Here is a 17344-nt window from a genome sequence, read left to right on the forward strand (position 1 = left end):
TCCTGCAGCTGATGGGATAGGCGATGCGTTGGCAGGTGAGACGGCGTGCGCCGCCCAGCCTATTTGCCGATACAGAAGCTGGAAAAGATCCGCCCCAGCAGGTCATCGGAACTGAACGCACCGGTGATTTCGCCCAGGGCCTGCTGAGCCATACGCAGGTCTTCGGCCAGCAGTTCGCCAGCGCCGGCTAGGGTCAGCTGAGCATGGCCGTGTTCCAGATGTGTGGAGGCCTGACGCAGCGCTTCCAAGTGACGTCTGCGCGCACTGAAGCTGCTCTCTGAGGTCTGTTCATAACCCATACAGGCCTTGAGGTGTTCCCTGAGCAGGTCCAGGCCCTCGGTGGATTTGGCCGACAGGCTGATGGTGACGTGGCCGTCATTGCAGACTTCCAGCACCACCGACTCGCCGGACAGGTCGGCCTTGTTGCGAATCAGGGTGACCTTGGCCGGATCAGGGCGTTGGTCGAGAAACTCCGGCCACAGGGCAAAGGGATCGTCGGCTTCCGGTGCGGTGGCATCCACCACCAGCAAAATGCGGTCAGCTTCACCAATGGCTTTCAGCGCACGCTCGACGCCGATGCGTTCGACTTGATCGTCGGTATCACGCAGGCCGGCGGTGTCCACCACGTGCAACGGCATGCCATCGATGTGGATATGTTCGCGCAGCACATCGCGGGTGGTGCCGGCGATCTCGGTAACGATGGCCGCTTCACGACCGGCCAGGGCATTGAGCAGGCTGGACTTGCCGGCATTTGGCCGTCCGGCGATCACCACCGTCATGCCATCGCGCAGCAAGGCCCCTTGTCCGGCCTCACGCAGCACCTCGGCAAGGTCGGCACGCACGCCATCGAGCAGGCTGAGTACATGGCCATCGGCGAGAAAGTCGATTTCCTCTTCGGGGAAGTCGATGGCCGCTTCAACATAGATACGCAGGCTGATCAGCCGCTCGGTCAGGCCATGCACGCGACGCGAGAACTCACCCTGCAGCGAGCGCAATGCATTGCGCGCGGCCTGCTCGGAGCTGGCTTCGATCAGGTCGGCAATCGCCTCGGCCTGGGCCAGGTCGAGTTTGTCATTGAGAAAGGCGCGTTCGCTGAACTCACCAGGGCGCGCCAGGCGTGCGCCGAGTTGTACACAGCGGCGCAGCAGCAGATCGAGCACCACTGGCCCGCCATGGCCTTGCAGTTCCAGCACGTCTTCGCCGGTAAAGGAGTTGGGGCCGGGGAAGTACAGGGCCAGGCCTTCATCCAGCACCTGCTGGGCATCGGCGAAGAACGGCCCGTAGTGGGCGTAACGCGGTTGCAACTCACGCTGGCAGATCGCCTGCGCCAATGTGCTGGCCAGCGGCCCGGAAACTCGCACGATGCCAACGCCACCCCGGCCCTGGGCGGTTGCGACGGCAGCAATGGTTTCAACAACGGGGGGCATGCGCTTCTCCTGAATACGACATAGCAAAACGCCCCTGAAAAGGGGCGTTTGTTACAGCTTAGAAGCAATCACTGCTTAGGCGTCTGCGGCCTTGGCTGCGGCTTCGATCTTGCGGGTAATGTACCACTGCTGGGCGATGGACAAGACGTTGTTGACCACCCAGTACAGCACCAGACCAGCCGGGAACCAGAGGAAGAAGAAGGTGAAAATGATCGGCATCATTTTCAGTACCTTGGCTTGCATCGGGTCCGGCGGTGTTGGGTTGAGCTGCTGCTGGATAAACATGGTCGCGCCCATGATGATCGGCAGGATGAAGTATGGGTCCTTGATCGCCAGGTCGGTTATCCACAGCAGCCATGGTGCTTGGCGCATTTCCACGGATTCCAGCAGCACCCAGTAGAGCGCAAGGAATACCGGCATCTGCACCAGGATCGGCAAGCAACCGCCCAGCGGATTGATCTTCTCTTTCTTGTACAGCTCCATCATCGCCTGAGACATCTTCTGGCGATCGTCACCGAACTGCTCTTTAAGCTGAGCGAGTTTTGGTGCCACGGCACGCATGCGCGCCATGGATTTGTAGCTGGCAGCAGACAACGGGAAGAAGATCAGCTTGATGATCACGGTCAACATGATGATCGACCAGCCCCAGTTACCCAGTAGGTTGTGGATAACTTCCAGCAGCCAGAAGATCGGCTGAGCCAAGAACCACAGAATGCCGTAGTCGACAGTCAGCTCAAGACCTGGAGACAGCGTCTTCAGATGGCCTTGTAGCTTCGGGCCGGCATACAGAACTGCACTGGTTTCACCTTGAGCGCCGGCAGCAACCTGAATGGCCGGGCCGGTAAAGCCGACAATGTAGTTGCCTTGGCTGTCTTTACGGGTCTGTACTTGGTTAGTGCTGTCTTTGCTTGGAATCCAGGCAGTGACGAAGTAATGCTGTAGCCAGGCAACCCAGCCTCCTTGAACGGTTTCTTTGAAGGCTTGTTTGTCGATGTCTTTCATCGACACTTTTTTGTACGGCTCTTCGCTAGTCCACAGTGCGCCACCGAGGTAGGTCGCAGTGCCGGTCGCGGTGGTGGAGGACGGATCGTCGCTGCCATCACGCTTGAGCTGGGCAAACATGTTGCCGCTCCAGGTCTGACCACTTTGGTTGTCGATCAGGTAGCTGACGGTTACCTGATAGGACGATGGATCAACGCAGCCAGGTTTCTTCTGCTGTTGGTCCTTGGCCGCACATTCAGCGTTCAGACCACGCTTGAAGGTGAAGCGCTTGATGTAGTTGACGCCGTCTTCGCTGAGTTTGAGATCAACCTGAAGCTGATCCTGACCGTCGGCCAGTTCATAGCTCTTCTGCTCGCTGCTCCACAGAGCACGGCCGCTGGATTTGTCCGGCGCATTGCTGCCGATCAAACCGCTCTGTGCCAGGTAGGTACGCTCACCGCCGTTGTCGAACAGCTGGAAAGGTACATCCGGACGATCCTGACGACGTGGGTACTGCGGCAAACGCAGTTGCACCACATCACCCCCGCGCGGGTCGATGGCCAGATCCAGTACATCGGTCTTCACCCGAATCAGCTCATCACTGGCAGCAGCAGGTGCGGCACTGATAGCGCTGGGTTCAACTGCAGGGGTGGCGCTCGGAATATCGTCGCCGCCAGCTGGAGTTGAAGTGGTGGCAGTGGTATCCGGCAGGCCGGGTACGGTGCTGCTGGTCGCGGCAATTTCTGTCGGCAGGGCAGCTTGACCGTAGTCCTGGTTCCACTGGAGAACCATCATATAGGACACGATTGCCAGGGCGACGATCAGGATCGAGCGTTGAATATCCATGATTATTCGGCCATCGAAGAGGAACGGGAGGTTTTCACGCAGGGAACCGGGTCGTAGCCACCGGGATTCCACGGGTGACAGCGGCCAAGCCGACGCAAGGTCAGCCAGCCACCGCGCATGACGCCATGATGTTCAATGGCTTCAAGCGCGTAGCAAGAACAGCTTGGGTAGAAACGACAGTGACTGGCCATCAAGGGGCTGATGGCGTAGCGGTAGAACTGGATAGGAAGCAAAGCCAGTTTACGCATGGGGACTGTCGTTCACCCCAGGTGTTGCGACGGCTTCCGGGCTTGGCTTACTGCGTTCGAGGCGTTTCCAGAGTTTGCCAAACTGGCGAGCCAGTTCGATATTTTCCAGATCACCAAGGCCTTTACGCGCAACCACCACGATGTCCCATCCCACCAGGTTATCCTGATTCAGACGGAACGATTCGCGGATCTGGCGTTTCAGACGATTGCGCTCAACAGAGAGCTTTACGCTCTTCTTGCCGATCACTAATCCCAGACGGGGGTGATCAAGTTCGTTGTTGCGCGCCAGCAGCAGGACATTTTTGCCCGGAGCTTTGCCGCTAGGGGAGTCGAAGACTGCCTTGAATTGCCGGGGGGTTAGCAGACGCTTTTCCCGACTGAAGTCTCGACTCACCACAAGACCGAAATTTAGACGGCGAGACGCTTACGGCCCTTGGCGCGGCGACGCGACAGGACAGCACGGCCGTTCTTGGTGGCCATACGAGCACGGAAACCGTGGGTGCGAGCGCGTTTGATAGTGCTGGGTTGGAAAGTACGTTTCATGGTGCGGTACCTGGGTGGTCGACTACGGGCCGGAATGGCCCCCGTTTTAAGAGACCGGCAATTCTAGAGAAACCCGAGGGTCAGGTCAATTTCCAACCAGGCTTTTCCTGCATAAAGAAATATAAAGAAGAGAATATTTAAAGATGTTTAGTAATGTTAGTAGCTATTAGCTGGCCATTCATCTGTGCATAAGTACCTGAAGGCCAACAGATTAGAGCTGTTCAGCCAAGGGTAAGTCTGTCGAAAAGGCGTGCTGCAACTGTGTGGAAGCAGCGCACAAGCTGAGGATGGAATGCCATTTTACCCACAGCAGGGTTTTCCACCGGGTTTTACCCTGGTTTATCCAATGAGCTTGCGGGTGGTTATCCACAGCCCTTATTCCACCTCCCTTATAAGCCTTGATCGCTATTAACACGTTGATTTTCCTTGCGCATAAGCAAGCTTACATGTGGATAACTCAAGCCTCGGCGGCTACAATGACGGCTGTTTTTTGCCTCGCGCCTTGCGATTTAGGGGATGTCCGTGTCTGTGGAACTTTGGCAGCAGTGCGTCGAGCTTCTGCGCGATGAGCTGCCTGCTCAGCAATTCAACACCTGGATCCGTCCACTGCAGGTCGAAGCCGAAGGCGACGAGCTCCGCGTCTATGCGCCGAACCGTTTTGTCCTCGACTGGGTTAATGAGAAGTACCTCAGCCGTTTGCTCGAGCTACTCACCGAACGGACCAACGGTCTGGTTCCGGCGCTCTCCTTATTAATAGGTAGCAAACGCAGCTCGGCTCCTCGTGCTGCGGCTGTCAGCACGCAGCCAGCTACACCGAGCACGCCAGCACCTGCTGCAGTCACCACAGCAGCGACCGCTACCGCGCAGGCAGAACCCTCGCGCGCGAGCTTTGACCCTATGGCCGGTGCCGCCAGCCAGCAGGCCCCGGCGCGTACTGAGCGTTCGGTGCAGGTTGAAGGCGGGTTGAAACACACCAGTTACCTGAATCGCACCTTTACCTTTGATAACTTCGTCGAAGGTAAATCCAACCAGCTGGCCCGCGCAGCGGCCTGGCAGGTAGCGGACAATCCCAAGCACGGTTACAACCCGCTGTTCCTTTATGGCGGCGTGGGCTTGGGTAAGACTCACTTAATGCATGCAGTGGGTAACCATCTGCTGGCGAAGAACCCGAATGCCAAGGTGGTGTACCTGCATTCCGAGCGTTTCGTCGCGGACATGGTCAAGGCGTTGCAGCTGAACGCCATCAACGAGTTCAAGCGCTTCTACCGTTCGGTGGATGCACTGCTGATTGATGACATTCAATTCTTCGCCAAGAAAGAGCGTTCCCAGGAAGAGTTCTTCCACACCTTCAACGCTTTGCTCGAAGGCGGCCAGCAGGTGATTCTCACCAGCGACCGTTACCCGAAAGAAATCGAAGGCCTGGAAGAACGTCTCAAGTCACGTTTCGGTTGGGGTCTGACGGTAGCCGTCGAGCCACCTGAGCTGGAAACCCGCGTGGCGATTCTGATGAAGAAGGCTGATCAGGCCAAAGTCGACCTGCCGCATGATGCTGCCTTCTTTATTGCCCAGCGTATTCGTTCCAACGTGCGTGAGCTGGAAGGTGCGTTGAAGCGCGTTATCGCCCACTCGCACTTCATGGGCCGTGACATTACCATCGAGCTGATCCGCGAATCGCTCAAGGACCTGTTGGCCCTGCAGGACAAGCTGGTCAGCATCGACAATATTCAGCGCACGGTCGCCGAGTACTACAAGATCAAGATTTCTGATCTGCTGTCCAAGCGCCGCTCACGTTCAGTCGCGCGTCCGCGTCAGGTGGCCATGGCCTTGTCCAAAGAGCTGACCAACCACAGCCTGCCGGAAATTGGTGATGCCTTCGGCGGCCGCGATCACACAACGGTATTGCATGCATGCCGTAAGATTGCTGAACTTAAGGAATCCGACGCGGACATCCGCGAGGACTATAAGAATTTGCTGCGTACGCTTACAACCTAATACGCAACTCCACTAGGCAAGGGACTAGACCATGCATTTCACCATTCAACGCGAAGCCTTGTTGAAACCTCTGCAACTGGTCGCCGGCGTCGTGGAACGCCGTCAGACCTTGCCGGTTCTCTCTAACGTGCTGCTAGTGGTCGAAGGCCAGCAGCTGTCGCTGACCGGTACCGACCTGGAAGTCGAGCTGGTTGGTCGCGTCACCCTGGAAGAGCCAGCGGAGTCCGGTGAGATCACCGTGCCGGCGCGCAAGCTTATGGATATCTGCAAAAGCCTGCCGGCTGACGCTCTGATCGATATCCGTATCGACGAGCAGAAGCTGCTGGTCAAAGCCGGCCGCAGCCGCTTCAGTCTGTCCACCCTGCCCGCCAATGATTTCCCTACTGTCGAAGAAGGCCCAGGTTCGCTGACCTTCAGCCTGGTACAAAGCAGACTGCGCCGTTTGATCGAACGCACCAGCTTTGCCATGGCCCAGCAGGACGTGCGTTATTACCTCAATGGCATGCTGCTAGAAGTACAGACCGGCATCCTCCGCGCCGTTGCCACAGACGGTCACCGCCTGGCCATGTGCTCCATGGAAGCGGCGATCGAGCAGGTTGAACGCCATCAGGTCATCGTGCCGCGCAAAGGTATTCTCGAACTGGCTCGTCTGCTCACTGAGCAGGATGGCAGCGTCAGCATCGTTCTCGGTCAGCACCACATCCGCGCTACCACCGGCGAGTTCACCTTCACCTCGAAACTGGTCGACGGCAAGTTCCCCGACTACGAGCGTGTGTTGCCGCGTGGTGGTGACAAGCTGGTGGTTGCCGATCGTCAGGGCCTGCGTGAAGCGTTCAGCCGGACCGCGATTCTGTCCAACGAAAAGTACCGCGGCATTCGCCTGCAACTGGAATCTGGCTTGCTGAAAATTCAGGCTAACAACCCCGAGCAGGAAGAAGCAGAAGAAGAGATCGCCGTGGACTACAGCGGCAGCTCGCTGGAAATTGGTTTCAACGTCAGCTACCTGCTCGACGTGCTGAGCGTGATGACCACCGACCAGGTGCGTCTGATTCTCTCCGATGCCAACAGCAGTGCCCTAGTGCAGGAAGCTGACAACGACGACTCCTCTTATGTCGTTATGCCGATGCGTCTGTAATCGCTGAATGTCCCTTACTCGCTTTACCGTCACCGCGGTGCGTAATCTGCACCCGGTGACCCTCTCCCCCTCCCCGCGTATCAACATCCTTTCCGGCGACAATGGCAGCGGCAAAACCAGCCTGCTCGAAGCCATTCATCTGCTGGGTCTTGCTCGCTCCTTTCGTAGCACTCGCCTGCTTCCGGTCATTCAATACGATCAACTCGCCTGCACGATTTTCGGCCAGGTGCAGATGTCCGATGGTCGGCAAAGCAATCTGGGGATTTCACGGGATCGTCAGGGTGAGTTTCAGATTCGTATCGATGGGCAGAATGCGCGCAGTGCTGCGCAACTGGCCGAGACCTTGCCGCTGCAACTGATCAATCCGGACAGTTTCCGTCTGCTCGAGGGTGCGCCGAAGATTCGTAGGCAGTTTCTCGATTGGGGAGTGTTCCACGTGGAACCTCGTTTTCTGCCGGCCTGGCAGCGCCTGCAGAAGGCCCTGCGTCAGCGGAACTCATGGCTGCGGCATGGTACACTTGACGCCGCTTCGCAGGCGGCCTGGGACCGAGAGTTGTGCCTGGCCAGCGACGAAATTGACGGTTATCGGCGTGCCTATATCCAGGCCCTGAAACCGGTTTTCGAGCGCACTCTGAATGAGCTGGTTGAGCTGCAAGGTTTGACACTCAGTTACTACCGCGGTTGGGATAAAGAGCGCGAGCTCAATACGGTGCTTGCCTCTACCCTCGCCCGCGATCAGCAACTGGGTCACACCCAGGCAGGTCCGCAGCGCGCCGATTTAAGGCTGCGTTTAGGAGCACACAATGCCGCCGAGATACTCTCGCGCGGTCAGCAAAAATTAGTTGTATGTGCCCTGCGCATTGCGCAGGGCCATTTAGTCAATCAGGCCAAGCACGGCCAATGCATCTATCTGGTGGATGACCTGCCGTCAGAACTGGATGAACAGCATCGTCGTGCGTTGTGCCGATTGTTGGAAGACTTGCACTGCCAGGTGTTTATCACCTGTGTAGACCATGAATTGTTGAGGGAAGGCTGGCGCACGGATACGCCAGTTGCCATGTTCCACGTGGAACATGGTGGCATTACCCAGACCCACGACCACCGGGAGTGAAGGCATGAGCGAAAACCAAACGTACGACTCCAATAACATTAAGGTCCTCAAGGGCCTGGATGCCGTACGCAAGCGGCCTGGTATGTACATCGGCGATACCGACGATGGCAGCGGTCTGCACCACATGGTGTTCGAGGTGGTCGACAACTCGATTGACGAGGCGTTGGCTGGGCATTGCAGCGAAATCACCATCACCATCCACCCGGATGAGTCGATCAGCGTGCGCGATAACGGCCGTGGTATTCCGGTCGATATGCACAAGGAAGAAGGCGTTTCTGCTGCTGAAGTGATCATGACCGTCCTGCACGCAGGCGGTAAGTTCGATGACAACAGCTATAAGGTTTCCGGTGGTCTGCACGGCGTGGGCGTTTCCGTGGTTAACGCCCTGTCCAAGGAATTGATCCTGACCATCCGCCGTAGCGGCAAGATCTGGGAGCAGACATACATCCACGGCGTGCCTCAGGCGCCGATCGCCGCGGTCGGCGACAGCGATGTCACCGGTACGCAGATCCACTTCAAGCCGTCTGAAGACACCTTCGCCAATATCCATTTCAGCTGGGACATTCTGGCCAAGCGTCTGCGCGAACTGTCGTTCCTCAACTCCGGCGTGGGCATCCTGCTCAAGGATGAACGCAGCGGCAAGGAAGAGCTGTTCAAGTACGAAGGCGGTTTGCGTGCCTTCGTTGAATACCTCAACCACAACAAGACTGCGGTCAACCAGGTGTTCCACTTCACCGTGCAGCGTGACGACGGTGTCGGTGTAGAAGTCGCCCTGCAGTGGAACGACAGCTTCAACGAGAACCTGTTGTGCTTCACCAACAACATTCCGCAGCGCGATGGTGGTACTCACCTGGCCGGCTTCCGTTCGGCGCTGACGCGTAACCTGAATGCCTATATTGAGCAGGAAGGTTTGGCCAAAAAGCACAAGATCGCCACCACCGGTGACGATGCTCGTGAAGGCCTGACCGCGATTATTTCGGTAAAAGTACCGGACCCAAAGTTCAGCTCGCAGACCAAAGACAAGCTGGTTTCCAGCGAAGTGAAAACTGCGGTCGAGCAGGAAATGGGCAAGTACTTCTCCGACTTCCTGTTGGAAAACCCCAACGAGGCCAAGGCCGTAGTCGGCAAGATGATCGACGCTGCGCGCGCCCGTGAAGCCGCGCGTAAGGCTCGTGAAATGACCCGCCGTAAAGGCGCGCTGGATATCGCCGGGCTGCCGGGCAAACTGGCCGACTGCCAGGAGAAAGACCCTGCCCTTTCCGAACTCTATATCGTGGAAGGGGACTCCGCGGGCGGTTCTGCCAAGCAGGGCCGTAACCGCAAGACCCAGGCGATTCTGCCGCTCAAGGGTAAGATTCTCAACGTCGAGAAAGCGCGTTTCGACAAGATGATTTCCTCCCAGGAAGTCGGCACCCTGATCACTGCCCTGGGCTGTGGTATCGGCCGCGATGAGTACAACATCGACAAGCTGCGCTACCACAACATCATCATCATGACCGATGCCGACGTCGACGGTTCGCACATCCGTACCCTGCTGCTGACCTTCTTCTTCCGTCAGCTGCCGGAGCTGGTCGAGCGTGGCTACATCTATATCGCTCAGCCGCCGCTGTACAAGGTCAAGAAGGGCAAGCAGGAGCAGTACATCAAGGACGACGAGGCTATGGATGAATACATGACCCAGTCGGCCCTGGAAGATGCCAGCCTACACGTCAACGAAAGCGCGCCAGGCTTGTCTGGTGAAGCGCTGGAGCGCCTGGTCAACGATTACCGCCTGGTGATGAAGACCCTCAACCGATTGTCGCGTCTGTACCCGCTGGAGCTCACCGAGCACTTCGTCTACATCCCGCGCGTGGAAACCGAGCAACTGGCGGACAAGGCAGCCATGGAGCAATGGCTGGGCCTGCTTGATGCGCGCCTCAAGGGTATGGAGAAGTCCGGTCTGGTGTACAAAACCAGTCTGCACGAAGACCAGGAGCGTCACCTCTGGCTGCCGCAGGTGGAACTGGTTTCCCATGGGGTTTCCAGCTACATCATCTTCAACCGCGACTTCTTCGCCAGTAACGACTACAAGACCGTTACCACCCTGGGCGATCAGCTCAACAGCCTGCTGGAAGAAGGTGCCTTTGTGCAGCGCGGCGAGCGCAAAAAGCACGTCAGCACGTTCAAAGATGCACTGGCTTGGCTGATGGCCGAAAGCACCAAACGCCACAGCATTCAGCGCTATAAGGGTCTCGGTGAAATGAATCCGGACCAACTCTGGGAAACCACCATGGACCCGGAAGTACGCCGCATGCTCAAGGTGCGTATCGAAGACGCGATTGCTGCCGATCAGATCTTCAACACCCTGATGGGTGATGCCGTTGAACCGCGTCGCGACTTTATCGAGACCAACGCGCTGGCTGTGTCCAACCTGGACTTCTAAAACAGCCAGAGGACGCCAGACATACGCTGGTTTCTGTTTACAAAGCCCCTGCTGATTAACTTCAGCAGGGGCTTTTTTGTTCCACATGGAACATAGCGAGGGATGCAGCGCACATCCGTACCTGAGCAAATTTGAGCGATAAAAAAGCCGACACTGAGGCCGGCTTGAAGTTACGTCGGAAAACTTATGCACGAAAAGCAGTTGGTTAGATGCTCATTAAAACTGCTTATAAATCATTACCTTGAAAGGCTTAATAGCACTCTGCCGGTATTTCGCGCACAGGTTATCCACAATTGAGCTAGGCCGGCTCCTGGGCTTCCAGAGGCTGGCTCTGTGCATCCAGTGAGCCGATATCGCGTTGCGCCTGGCTGACCCAGGCAAACGCACGATCATTGAGCTCGGCGATGGCGCGCGGACCGGTACCTTCAGCGTGCATCAGTGGGCCAATCACTACTTGAACGGTACCTGGGGTTTTGCGCCATCCCAACTTGGGCCAGAACTCACCAGCGTTGTGGGCAATCGGCAGCACCGGCAGATTGGCATTCACTGCGAGGGAGGCGCCGCCGCGGCTGAACTTGCCGATCTGCCCGGGCGGAATACGCGTGCCTTCCGGGAATACCAGCACCCAGGCGCCCTGCCCCAGGCGTTTGTGGCCAAGCTTGGCCAGCTGCTTGAGCGCCGCCTTGGGGTTACTGCGGTCAATCGCGATAGGTTTAAGCATGGCCATCGCCCAGCCGAAGAACGGTACATACAGCAGCTCGCGCTTGACCACTTGGCTGAGCGGCTCAAAGTAGCCGCAGAGGAAGAAGGTCTCCCAGGTGCTTTGGTGCTTGGCGAGGATCACGCAGGGCTGCTCGGGGATATTCTCCAGGCCCTTGATCTCATAGTTGATGCCGGCTACCACCTTGGCCAGCCAGGTGGCGCACCGGCACCAGTTCTGGATAACAAAGCGATAGCGCGCGCGAAACGGTAGGAAGGGTGCAACGAAGACGCTGAGGGTGCACCAGACAAAGGCGCTGGAAGACAACAACAGATAGAAGAGAACGGTTCTGAGGGTCTGCACTGTCGACATGGGAGCTTTTACCGTCGCAGGCAGCGCCTGCTTTATAAGTGGAGAAGCTGTGCGGCAACCGCCGCCAGATCATCGAATACCAGGGTGCCCGCTGGCAATCCTTTCGCCAGGGTGCGTTCGCCCTTGCCGGTCTTTACCAAAACTGGCTGACAATCGACGGCGCCGGCCGCTGTCAGGTCACCGCTGCTGTCTCCGACAAACCACACGCCCTTAAGTGCTACGCCATAGTACGCAGCAATCTGCTCGAGCATGCCGGGTTTCGGTTTGCGGCAGGCGCAGCCCTCATCCGGGCCGTGGATGCAGTGCACGATCAGGCCCAGCTCGCCGCCCTGCGCTGTCACCAGTTCACGCAGGCGCGCGTGCATGGCTTCCAGGGTGGCCAGGTCGTAATAGCCGCGGGCGACCCCGGATTGATTGGTGGCCACGGCGATCGTCCAGCCGGCTTGCGACAGGCGCGCGATGGCTTCGATAGCGCCGGGCAACGGAATCCACTCGGCGAGGCTTTTGATATAGGCGTCGGAGTCGTAATTGATGACGCCGTCGCGGTCGAGAATCAGCAGTTTCATGGGGAAATCCGTAACCGGCTGGCGGTGATGGCCGCCAGCCGGTAAAGGTGATGATGGGCTGCGCGTAGCCCATCGGACTCGCGGCAAGCGTTAGCCGAGTACTGAGATATCGGCCACACCGAGGAACAGGCCACGCAGCTTGGCCAGCAGCGCATAGCGATTGGCCCGTACGGCAGGGTCTTCGGCGTTGACCAGTACAGCCTCGAAGAAGGCATCCACCGGCTCGCGCAGGTTGGCCAACTGACTCAGTGCCAGGTTGTACTGACGCCCTGCAGCCAGCGGCCGTACTGCATGCTCGGCCTGCTGGATAGCGGCGTTGAGGGCAAACTCGCTGGGGTTGTCGAAGTGATGGGCTTCGACGCTCGCCGCGACCTGACCTTCGGCCTTGCTCAGCAAGTTGGACACGCGCTTGTTCGCCGCCGCCAGAGCGGCCGCCTGCGGCAGTGCCCGGAAGGCCTGCACGGCCTGTACGCGTTGATCGAAATCCAGCGGTGAAGTCGGACTGACCGCACGCACGGCCTGGTACACGGCCACTTCGACGCCTTCGTCCTCATAACGCGCGCGCAGACGGTCGAAGATAAAGTCCTGCACCTGGGGAGCCAGGCCATCGGCTTTGATCTTGTCGCCGAATTGCTCGATTGCAAAACCAACGGCTTCAACCAGATCCAGATCCAGCTGCTTCTCGATCAGGATGCGCAGCACGCCAAGGGCGGCGCGACGCAGGGCATAGGGGTCTTTGCTGCCGGTGGGCAGCATGCCGATGCCGAAGATCCCGACCAGGGTATCCAGCTTGTCGGCCAGGGCCACGGCAGCACCAGTGAGGGTGCTTGGCAGCTCAGCGCCGGCGCCGCGCGGCATGTACTGCTCGTTCAGCGCCAGGGCGACGTCTTCGGCTTCGCCATCATGCTTGGCGTAGTAGTAACCGGCGATGCCCTGCATTTCCGGGAACTCGCCGACCATTTCACTGGCCAGGTCGCACTTGCAGAGAATGCCGGCCCGCGCCGCGCGAGTGGCGTCGCCACCAATGCGCTGGGCGATAAAACCAGCCAGGGCCGAGACGCGCTGGGCCTTGTCATAGACCGAACCCAGCTGGGCCTGGAACACCACGTTGGCCAGGCGCTGGTTGAAGGTCTCAAGCTTTTGCTTCTTGTCCTGCTTGAAGAAGAACTCGGCGTCGGTCAGGCGCGGGCGAACTACTTTCTCGTTACCGGAAATAATCTGCGCCGGGTCTTTGCTCTCGACGTTGGCCACGGTGATAAAGCGCGGCAGCAGCTTGCCGTTGCCATCGAGCAGACAGAAGTACTTCTGGTTGTCCTGCATGGTGGTGATCAGCGCTTCCTGCGGCACTTCAAGGAAGCGTTCCTCGAACGAGCAGACCAGCGGCACCGGCCATTCGACCAGGGCACTGACTTCATCCAGCAGCGCAGGCGGCACGATGGCTGTGCCCTGCTCTGCTGCAGCCAGTTCATTGACCCGGGCGATGATTTGCGCGCGGCGCTCGGCGAAGTCGGCAATCACATAGGCGCTGCGCAGGTCTTCGGCGTAGTTGGCCGGCGCGCTGATGCGCACCTCGTGGTTGGCGTGGAAGCGATGGCCACGGGAAACTCGACCAGCTTGCTGGGCGAGGATTTCGCAGTCGATCACCTCGTCACCGAACAGCATCACCAGCCACTGGCTCGGGCGGACGAATTCGGTCTTGCGCGCGCCCCAACGCATGCGCTTGGGAATCGGCAGCTCGTTCAGCGAGGTTTCGACGATGCCCGGCAGCAGGCCAGCGGCTGCTTGACCCGGAATGCTCTGGCTGAATTTCAGTTTGGGGCCGCTTTGGTCGATTTGGCTCAGCTCGACACCGCACTTCTTGGCGAAGCCCAGCGCTGCCTGAGTCGGGTTGCCGTCCTTGTCGAACGCCGCCTGCACGGGTGGGCCGTCGAGGTTCTGAGTACGGTCGGCTTGCTGCTCTTCAAGCTGCCCGATGAGCACGGCCAAACGGCGCGGCGCGGCGTAATAGCGCACTTGGCCATAGCTCAGTCCAGCGGCTTTCAGGCCTTTTTCGATACCGGCGAGGAAAGCTTCACCCAGGGTTTTCAGGGCTTTCGGTGGCAGCTCTTCGGTGCCCAGCTCTACCAGGAAATCACGCGCACTCATTCTGCTGCCTCCAGCTTGGCCAATACTTCATCACGCAGGTCGGGTGCGGCGAGCGGGAAGCCGAGTTTGCGCCGCGCTTGCAGGTAGCTCTGCGCCACCGAGCGGGCCAGGGCACGCACGCGCAGGATGTATTGCTGACGCGCGGTCACCGAGATGGCGCGGCGCGCATCCAGCAGGTTGAAGGTGTGCGAGGCCTTGAGCACCATCTCGTAGGTTGGCAGCGGCAGCTCCAGTTCGATCAGGCGGTTGGCTTCGCTTTCGTAGAAGTCGAACAGCTCGAAGAGTTTTTCGACGTTGGCGTGTTCGAAGTTGTAGGTCGATTGCTCCACCTCGTTCTGGTGGAACACATCGCCGTAGGTGACCTTGCCGAACTGGCCGTCGGTCCAAACCAGGTCGTACACCGAGTCGACGCCCTGCAGGTACATGGCCAGGCGCTCGAGACCGTAGGTGATCTCACCGGTTACCGGGTAGCACTCGATGCCGCCGACCTGCTGGAAGTAGGTGAACTGGGTGACTTCCATACCGTTCAGCCAGATTTCCCAGCCCAGACCCCAGGCGCCGAGCGTCGGCGATTCCCAGTTGTCTTCGACGAAGCGGATGTCGTGCACCAGAGGGTCGATGCCGATCGACTTCAGCGAGCCCAAGTACAGCTCCTGGAAGTTTTCCGGGTTCGGCTTGAGTACCACCTGGAACTGGTAGTAGTGCTGCAGGCGGTTGGGGTTTTCGCCGTAGCGGCCGTCAGCCGGACGACGGGAAGGCTGCACATAGGCGGCGTTCCAGGTCTCTGGGCCGATGGCACGGAGAAACGTGGCGGTGTGGAAGGTGCCCGCGCCAACTTCCATATCGTAGGGCTGCAACACCACACAGCCCTGCTCGGCCCAGTACTGTTGCAGGGCGAGGATCAAGTCTTGGAAGGTGCGCACGGCAGGCGTAGTCTGGCTCACAAATTTCACCCGTACTTTGGCGGCTTCAGAAAGTCCGCGAGTATACCGAAGCTCAGGAAAACCCGCATGCCACGCTGTTTCTGGTGCAATGACGATCCGCTGTATCAGGCGTACCACGATGAAGAATGGGGCGTGCCGCAACGCGACCCCCAGGTGCTGTTCGAGTTACTGTTGCTGGAGGGTTTTCAGGCAGGTCTGTCGTGGATCACCGTGCTGAAGAAGCGCGAGCACTACCGCAAGGTGCTGTTCGGGTTTGATGTGCAGCGTCTGGCCATGCTCACCGACGAGTACATCGAAGAAACTCTAATGCAGGACCCCGGCATCATCCGCAACCGCCTCAAGCTCAAGGCTGTGCGCAAAAACGCTCAGGCCTGGCTCACGCTGGAAGACCCAGTGGCGTTGCTCTGGTCGTTTGTCGGCGGCGTGCCGAAGATCAACCACTTCAGCGAGCGCGGCCAGGTGCCGGCGGTAACCCCGGAAGCCGAAGCGATGAGCAAGGCGCTGAAGAAGGCCGGCTTCACCTTTGTCGGCCCGACCATCTGCTACGCCTATATGCAGGCGACCGGCATGGTCATGGATCACACCGTTGATTGTGACCGCTACGCGCAACTGACCACTCGCTAGCTCGGGTGGTTACAATAAGCGCCTTTTGATCGGCTGGAGTTGCCTGTGGAAAAGCTCAAAGGTGCCCTGGTGGTGGGCTTTCTGCGTTTGTTTGCCTTGCTGCCGTGGCGCGCCGTGCAGGCCGTGGGCGCAGCGATTGGCTGGCTGATGTGGAAGCTGCCGAACGGCTCACGCGAAGTGGCCAGCATCAACCTGCGCAAATGCTTTCCCGAACTGGATGAGGCCGCGCACCAGCGTCTACTGGGCCAATCGCTGATGGATATCGGCAGAACCCTTACAGAAAGCGCCTGTGCCTGGATCTGGCCGGCGCAGAAATCCATCGGCCTGGTGCGTGAAGTCGAGGGTCTGGAGGTGCTCAAGGAGGCTCTGGCCAGCGGCAAGGGCGTGGTCGGCATCACCAGCCACCTGGGTAACTGGGAAGTGCTTAACCACTTCTACTGCGCGCAGTGCAAACCGATCATTTTCTACCGTCCGCCGAAGCTGAAGGCTGTTGATGAGCTGCTGCGCCAGCAGCGTGTGCAGTTGGGTAACCGTGTTGCGCCGTCGACCAAGGAAGGCATCCTCAGCGTGATTAAGGAAGTGCGCAAAGGCGGTGCAGTGGGTATTCCCGCCGACCCTGAGCCGAGCCTGTCTTCCGGGGTATTCGTGCCCTTTCTCGGCACCGAAGCGCTTACCAGCAAGTTTGTTGCCGGCATGTTGAGTGGCGGTAAGGCCTGTGGGGTATTCCTGCATGCGCTGCGTTTGCCGGATGGTTCGGGCTTCAAGGTCATCCTCGAAGCTGCGCCCGAAGCGATGTACAGCACCGAGACGGAAACCGCTGTTGCGGCGATGAGTTCGGTGATTGAACGCTATGTGCGTACTTACCCGAGTCAGTACATGTGGAGCATGAAGCGCTTCAAGAAGCGCCCTGCCGGCGAAGCCAAGTGGTATTGAATGGGTCTGAGTTGCAGGCGAAGCCTGCTCTCGACTAGGCTGGAGGAACCCACTCTGACGGACGGCGCATGAGCAATAGTCGAAAGAATATCCGCACACCCCTGAAGGTACGCCTGCGTATCGACCATCCGGTGCACGGTGAGCTGATGGTCACCACGCGGGATATTTCCGAATGCGGCGTCTATGTGCTGATGGACCAGGCGCAAAATATGCTCAGCATGGGTGAGCAAGTGCAAGGCCAAGTGCAGGGCTTGCCGATGGAAGCGCCGATCCTCACGCTCGAAGTGGTACGCGTCGAGGCCCTGGGCGTTGGCCTGCGCTTTGTGCAAACCGAGGAATAGTTCAAGCTATTTCC

General features: G+C 58.8%; 16 protein-coding genes. 7 read left to right on the forward strand and 9 right to left on the reverse strand.

Annotation, left to right across the window (positions count from 1 at the left end):
- Positions 1 to 59: 59 nt before the first annotated feature.
- From mnmE to rpmH, 5 genes are all read right to left on the reverse strand, one after another.
- Positions 60 to 1427, reverse strand: a complete 1368-nt coding sequence (gene mnmE / locus ALTER154_RS08890) for a tRNA uridine-5-carboxymethylaminomethyl(34) synthesis GTPase MnmE (RefSeq protein ID WP_160086328.1) — start codon at positions 1425 to 1427, stop codon at positions 60 to 62.
- A 75-nt stretch (positions 1428 to 1502) separates the two neighbouring features.
- Entirely contained in the window at positions 1503 to 3254 is a 1752-nt protein-coding gene (gene yidC / locus ALTER154_RS08895; RefSeq protein ID WP_160086330.1) for a membrane protein insertase YidC, read from the reverse strand.
- Between the two features lie 2 nt (positions 3255 to 3256).
- Positions 3257 to 3502: a membrane protein insertion efficiency factor YidD gene (yidD, locus tag ALTER154_RS08900; RefSeq protein WP_090254202.1), complete on the reverse strand. Its 246-nt coding sequence runs from the start codon at positions 3500 to 3502 to the stop codon at positions 3257 to 3259.
- Positions 3495 to 3899, reverse strand: coding sequence for a ribonuclease P protein component (gene rnpA / locus ALTER154_RS08905; RefSeq protein ID WP_372239922.1), 405 nt, complete (start codon positions 3897 to 3899; stop codon positions 3495 to 3497). Before rnpA ends, yidD begins: the two co-directional genes overlap by 8 nt.
- Positions 3900 to 3910: 11 nt before the next feature.
- Positions 3911 to 4045 (reverse strand): 50S ribosomal protein L34, encoded by a 135-nt coding sequence (rpmH, locus tag ALTER154_RS08910; protein ID WP_002551315.1) that lies wholly within the window; start codon positions 4043 to 4045, stop codon positions 3911 to 3913.
- A gap of 522 nt (positions 4046 to 4567) precedes the next feature.
- Here rpmH and dnaA point away from each other — a divergent pair.
- From dnaA to gyrB, 4 genes are read left to right on the forward strand one after another with little or no spacing between them, the layout of a single operon-like run.
- Positions 4568 to 6037: a chromosomal replication initiator protein DnaA gene (gene dnaA / locus ALTER154_RS08915; protein ID WP_160086334.1), complete on the forward strand. Its 1470-nt coding sequence runs from the start codon at positions 4568 to 4570 to the stop codon at positions 6035 to 6037.
- Positions 6038 to 6068: 31 nt separating this feature from the next.
- Entirely contained in the window at positions 6069 to 7172 is a 1104-nt protein-coding gene (gene dnaN, locus ALTER154_RS08920; protein WP_160086336.1) for a DNA polymerase III subunit beta, read from the forward strand.
- 7 nt (positions 7173 to 7179) lie between these two features.
- A complete protein-coding gene (recF, locus tag ALTER154_RS08925; protein WP_160086338.1) occupies positions 7180 to 8283 on the forward strand; it encodes a DNA replication/repair protein RecF in 1104 nt (367 codons plus the stop codon).
- 4 nt (positions 8284 to 8287) lie between these two features.
- Complete coding sequence (gene gyrB, locus ALTER154_RS08930) at positions 8288 to 10705, forward strand: DNA topoisomerase (ATP-hydrolyzing) subunit B (RefSeq protein WP_160086340.1); 2418 nt, start codon at positions 8288 to 8290, stop codon at positions 10703 to 10705.
- A 298-nt stretch (positions 10706 to 11003) separates the two neighbouring features.
- On the opposite strand, the gene ALTER154_RS08935 is transcribed toward gyrB, so the two are convergent.
- The 4 genes from ALTER154_RS08935 to glyQ form a co-directional block, all read right to left on the reverse strand.
- A complete protein-coding gene (locus tag ALTER154_RS08935; protein WP_160086342.1) occupies positions 11004 to 11777 on the reverse strand; it encodes a 1-acyl-sn-glycerol-3-phosphate acyltransferase in 774 nt (257 codons plus the stop codon).
- 32 nt (positions 11778 to 11809) lie between these two features.
- A complete protein-coding gene (gene gmhB, locus ALTER154_RS08940) occupies positions 11810 to 12343 on the reverse strand; it encodes a D-glycero-beta-D-manno-heptose 1,7-bisphosphate 7-phosphatase (protein WP_160086344.1) in 534 nt (177 codons plus the stop codon).
- A gap of 90 nt (positions 12344 to 12433) precedes the next feature.
- The gene (gene glyS, locus ALTER154_RS08945) at positions 12434 to 14488 is read right to left on the reverse strand and encodes a glycine--tRNA ligase subunit beta (protein WP_160086346.1); all 2055 of its coding nucleotides are present in this window, start codon (positions 14486 to 14488) and stop codon (positions 12434 to 12436) included.
- Positions 14485 to 15432 (reverse strand): glycine--tRNA ligase subunit alpha, encoded by a 948-nt coding sequence (gene glyQ, locus ALTER154_RS08950; RefSeq protein WP_160086348.1) that lies wholly within the window; start codon positions 15430 to 15432, stop codon positions 14485 to 14487. Before glyQ ends, glyS begins: the two co-directional genes overlap by 4 nt.
- A gap of 66 nt (positions 15433 to 15498) precedes the next feature.
- Between glyQ and ALTER154_RS08955 the strand changes: the two genes are divergently transcribed.
- From ALTER154_RS08955 to ALTER154_RS08965, 3 genes are all read left to right on the forward strand, one after another.
- Positions 15499 to 16056: a DNA-3-methyladenine glycosylase I gene (locus tag ALTER154_RS08955; RefSeq protein ID WP_160086350.1), complete on the forward strand. Its 558-nt coding sequence runs from the start codon at positions 15499 to 15501 to the stop codon at positions 16054 to 16056.
- 45 nt (positions 16057 to 16101) lie between these two features.
- The gene (locus tag ALTER154_RS08960; RefSeq protein WP_160086352.1) at positions 16102 to 16989 is read left to right on the forward strand and encodes a lysophospholipid acyltransferase; all 888 of its coding nucleotides are present in this window, start codon (positions 16102 to 16104) and stop codon (positions 16987 to 16989) included.
- A gap of 68 nt (positions 16990 to 17057) precedes the next feature.
- On the forward strand, positions 17058 to 17330 hold the full coding sequence (locus tag ALTER154_RS08965) for a PilZ domain-containing protein (RefSeq protein ID WP_160086356.1): 273 nt from the start codon (positions 17058 to 17060) through the stop codon (positions 17328 to 17330).
- The last annotated feature ends 14 nt before the right edge of the window (positions 17331 to 17344 follow it).

The sequence above is a fragment of the Pseudomonas sp. 9AZ genome (assembly GCF_902506525.1).
GTDB lineage: Bacteria > Pseudomonadota > Gammaproteobacteria > Pseudomonadales > Pseudomonadaceae > Aquipseudomonas > Aquipseudomonas peli.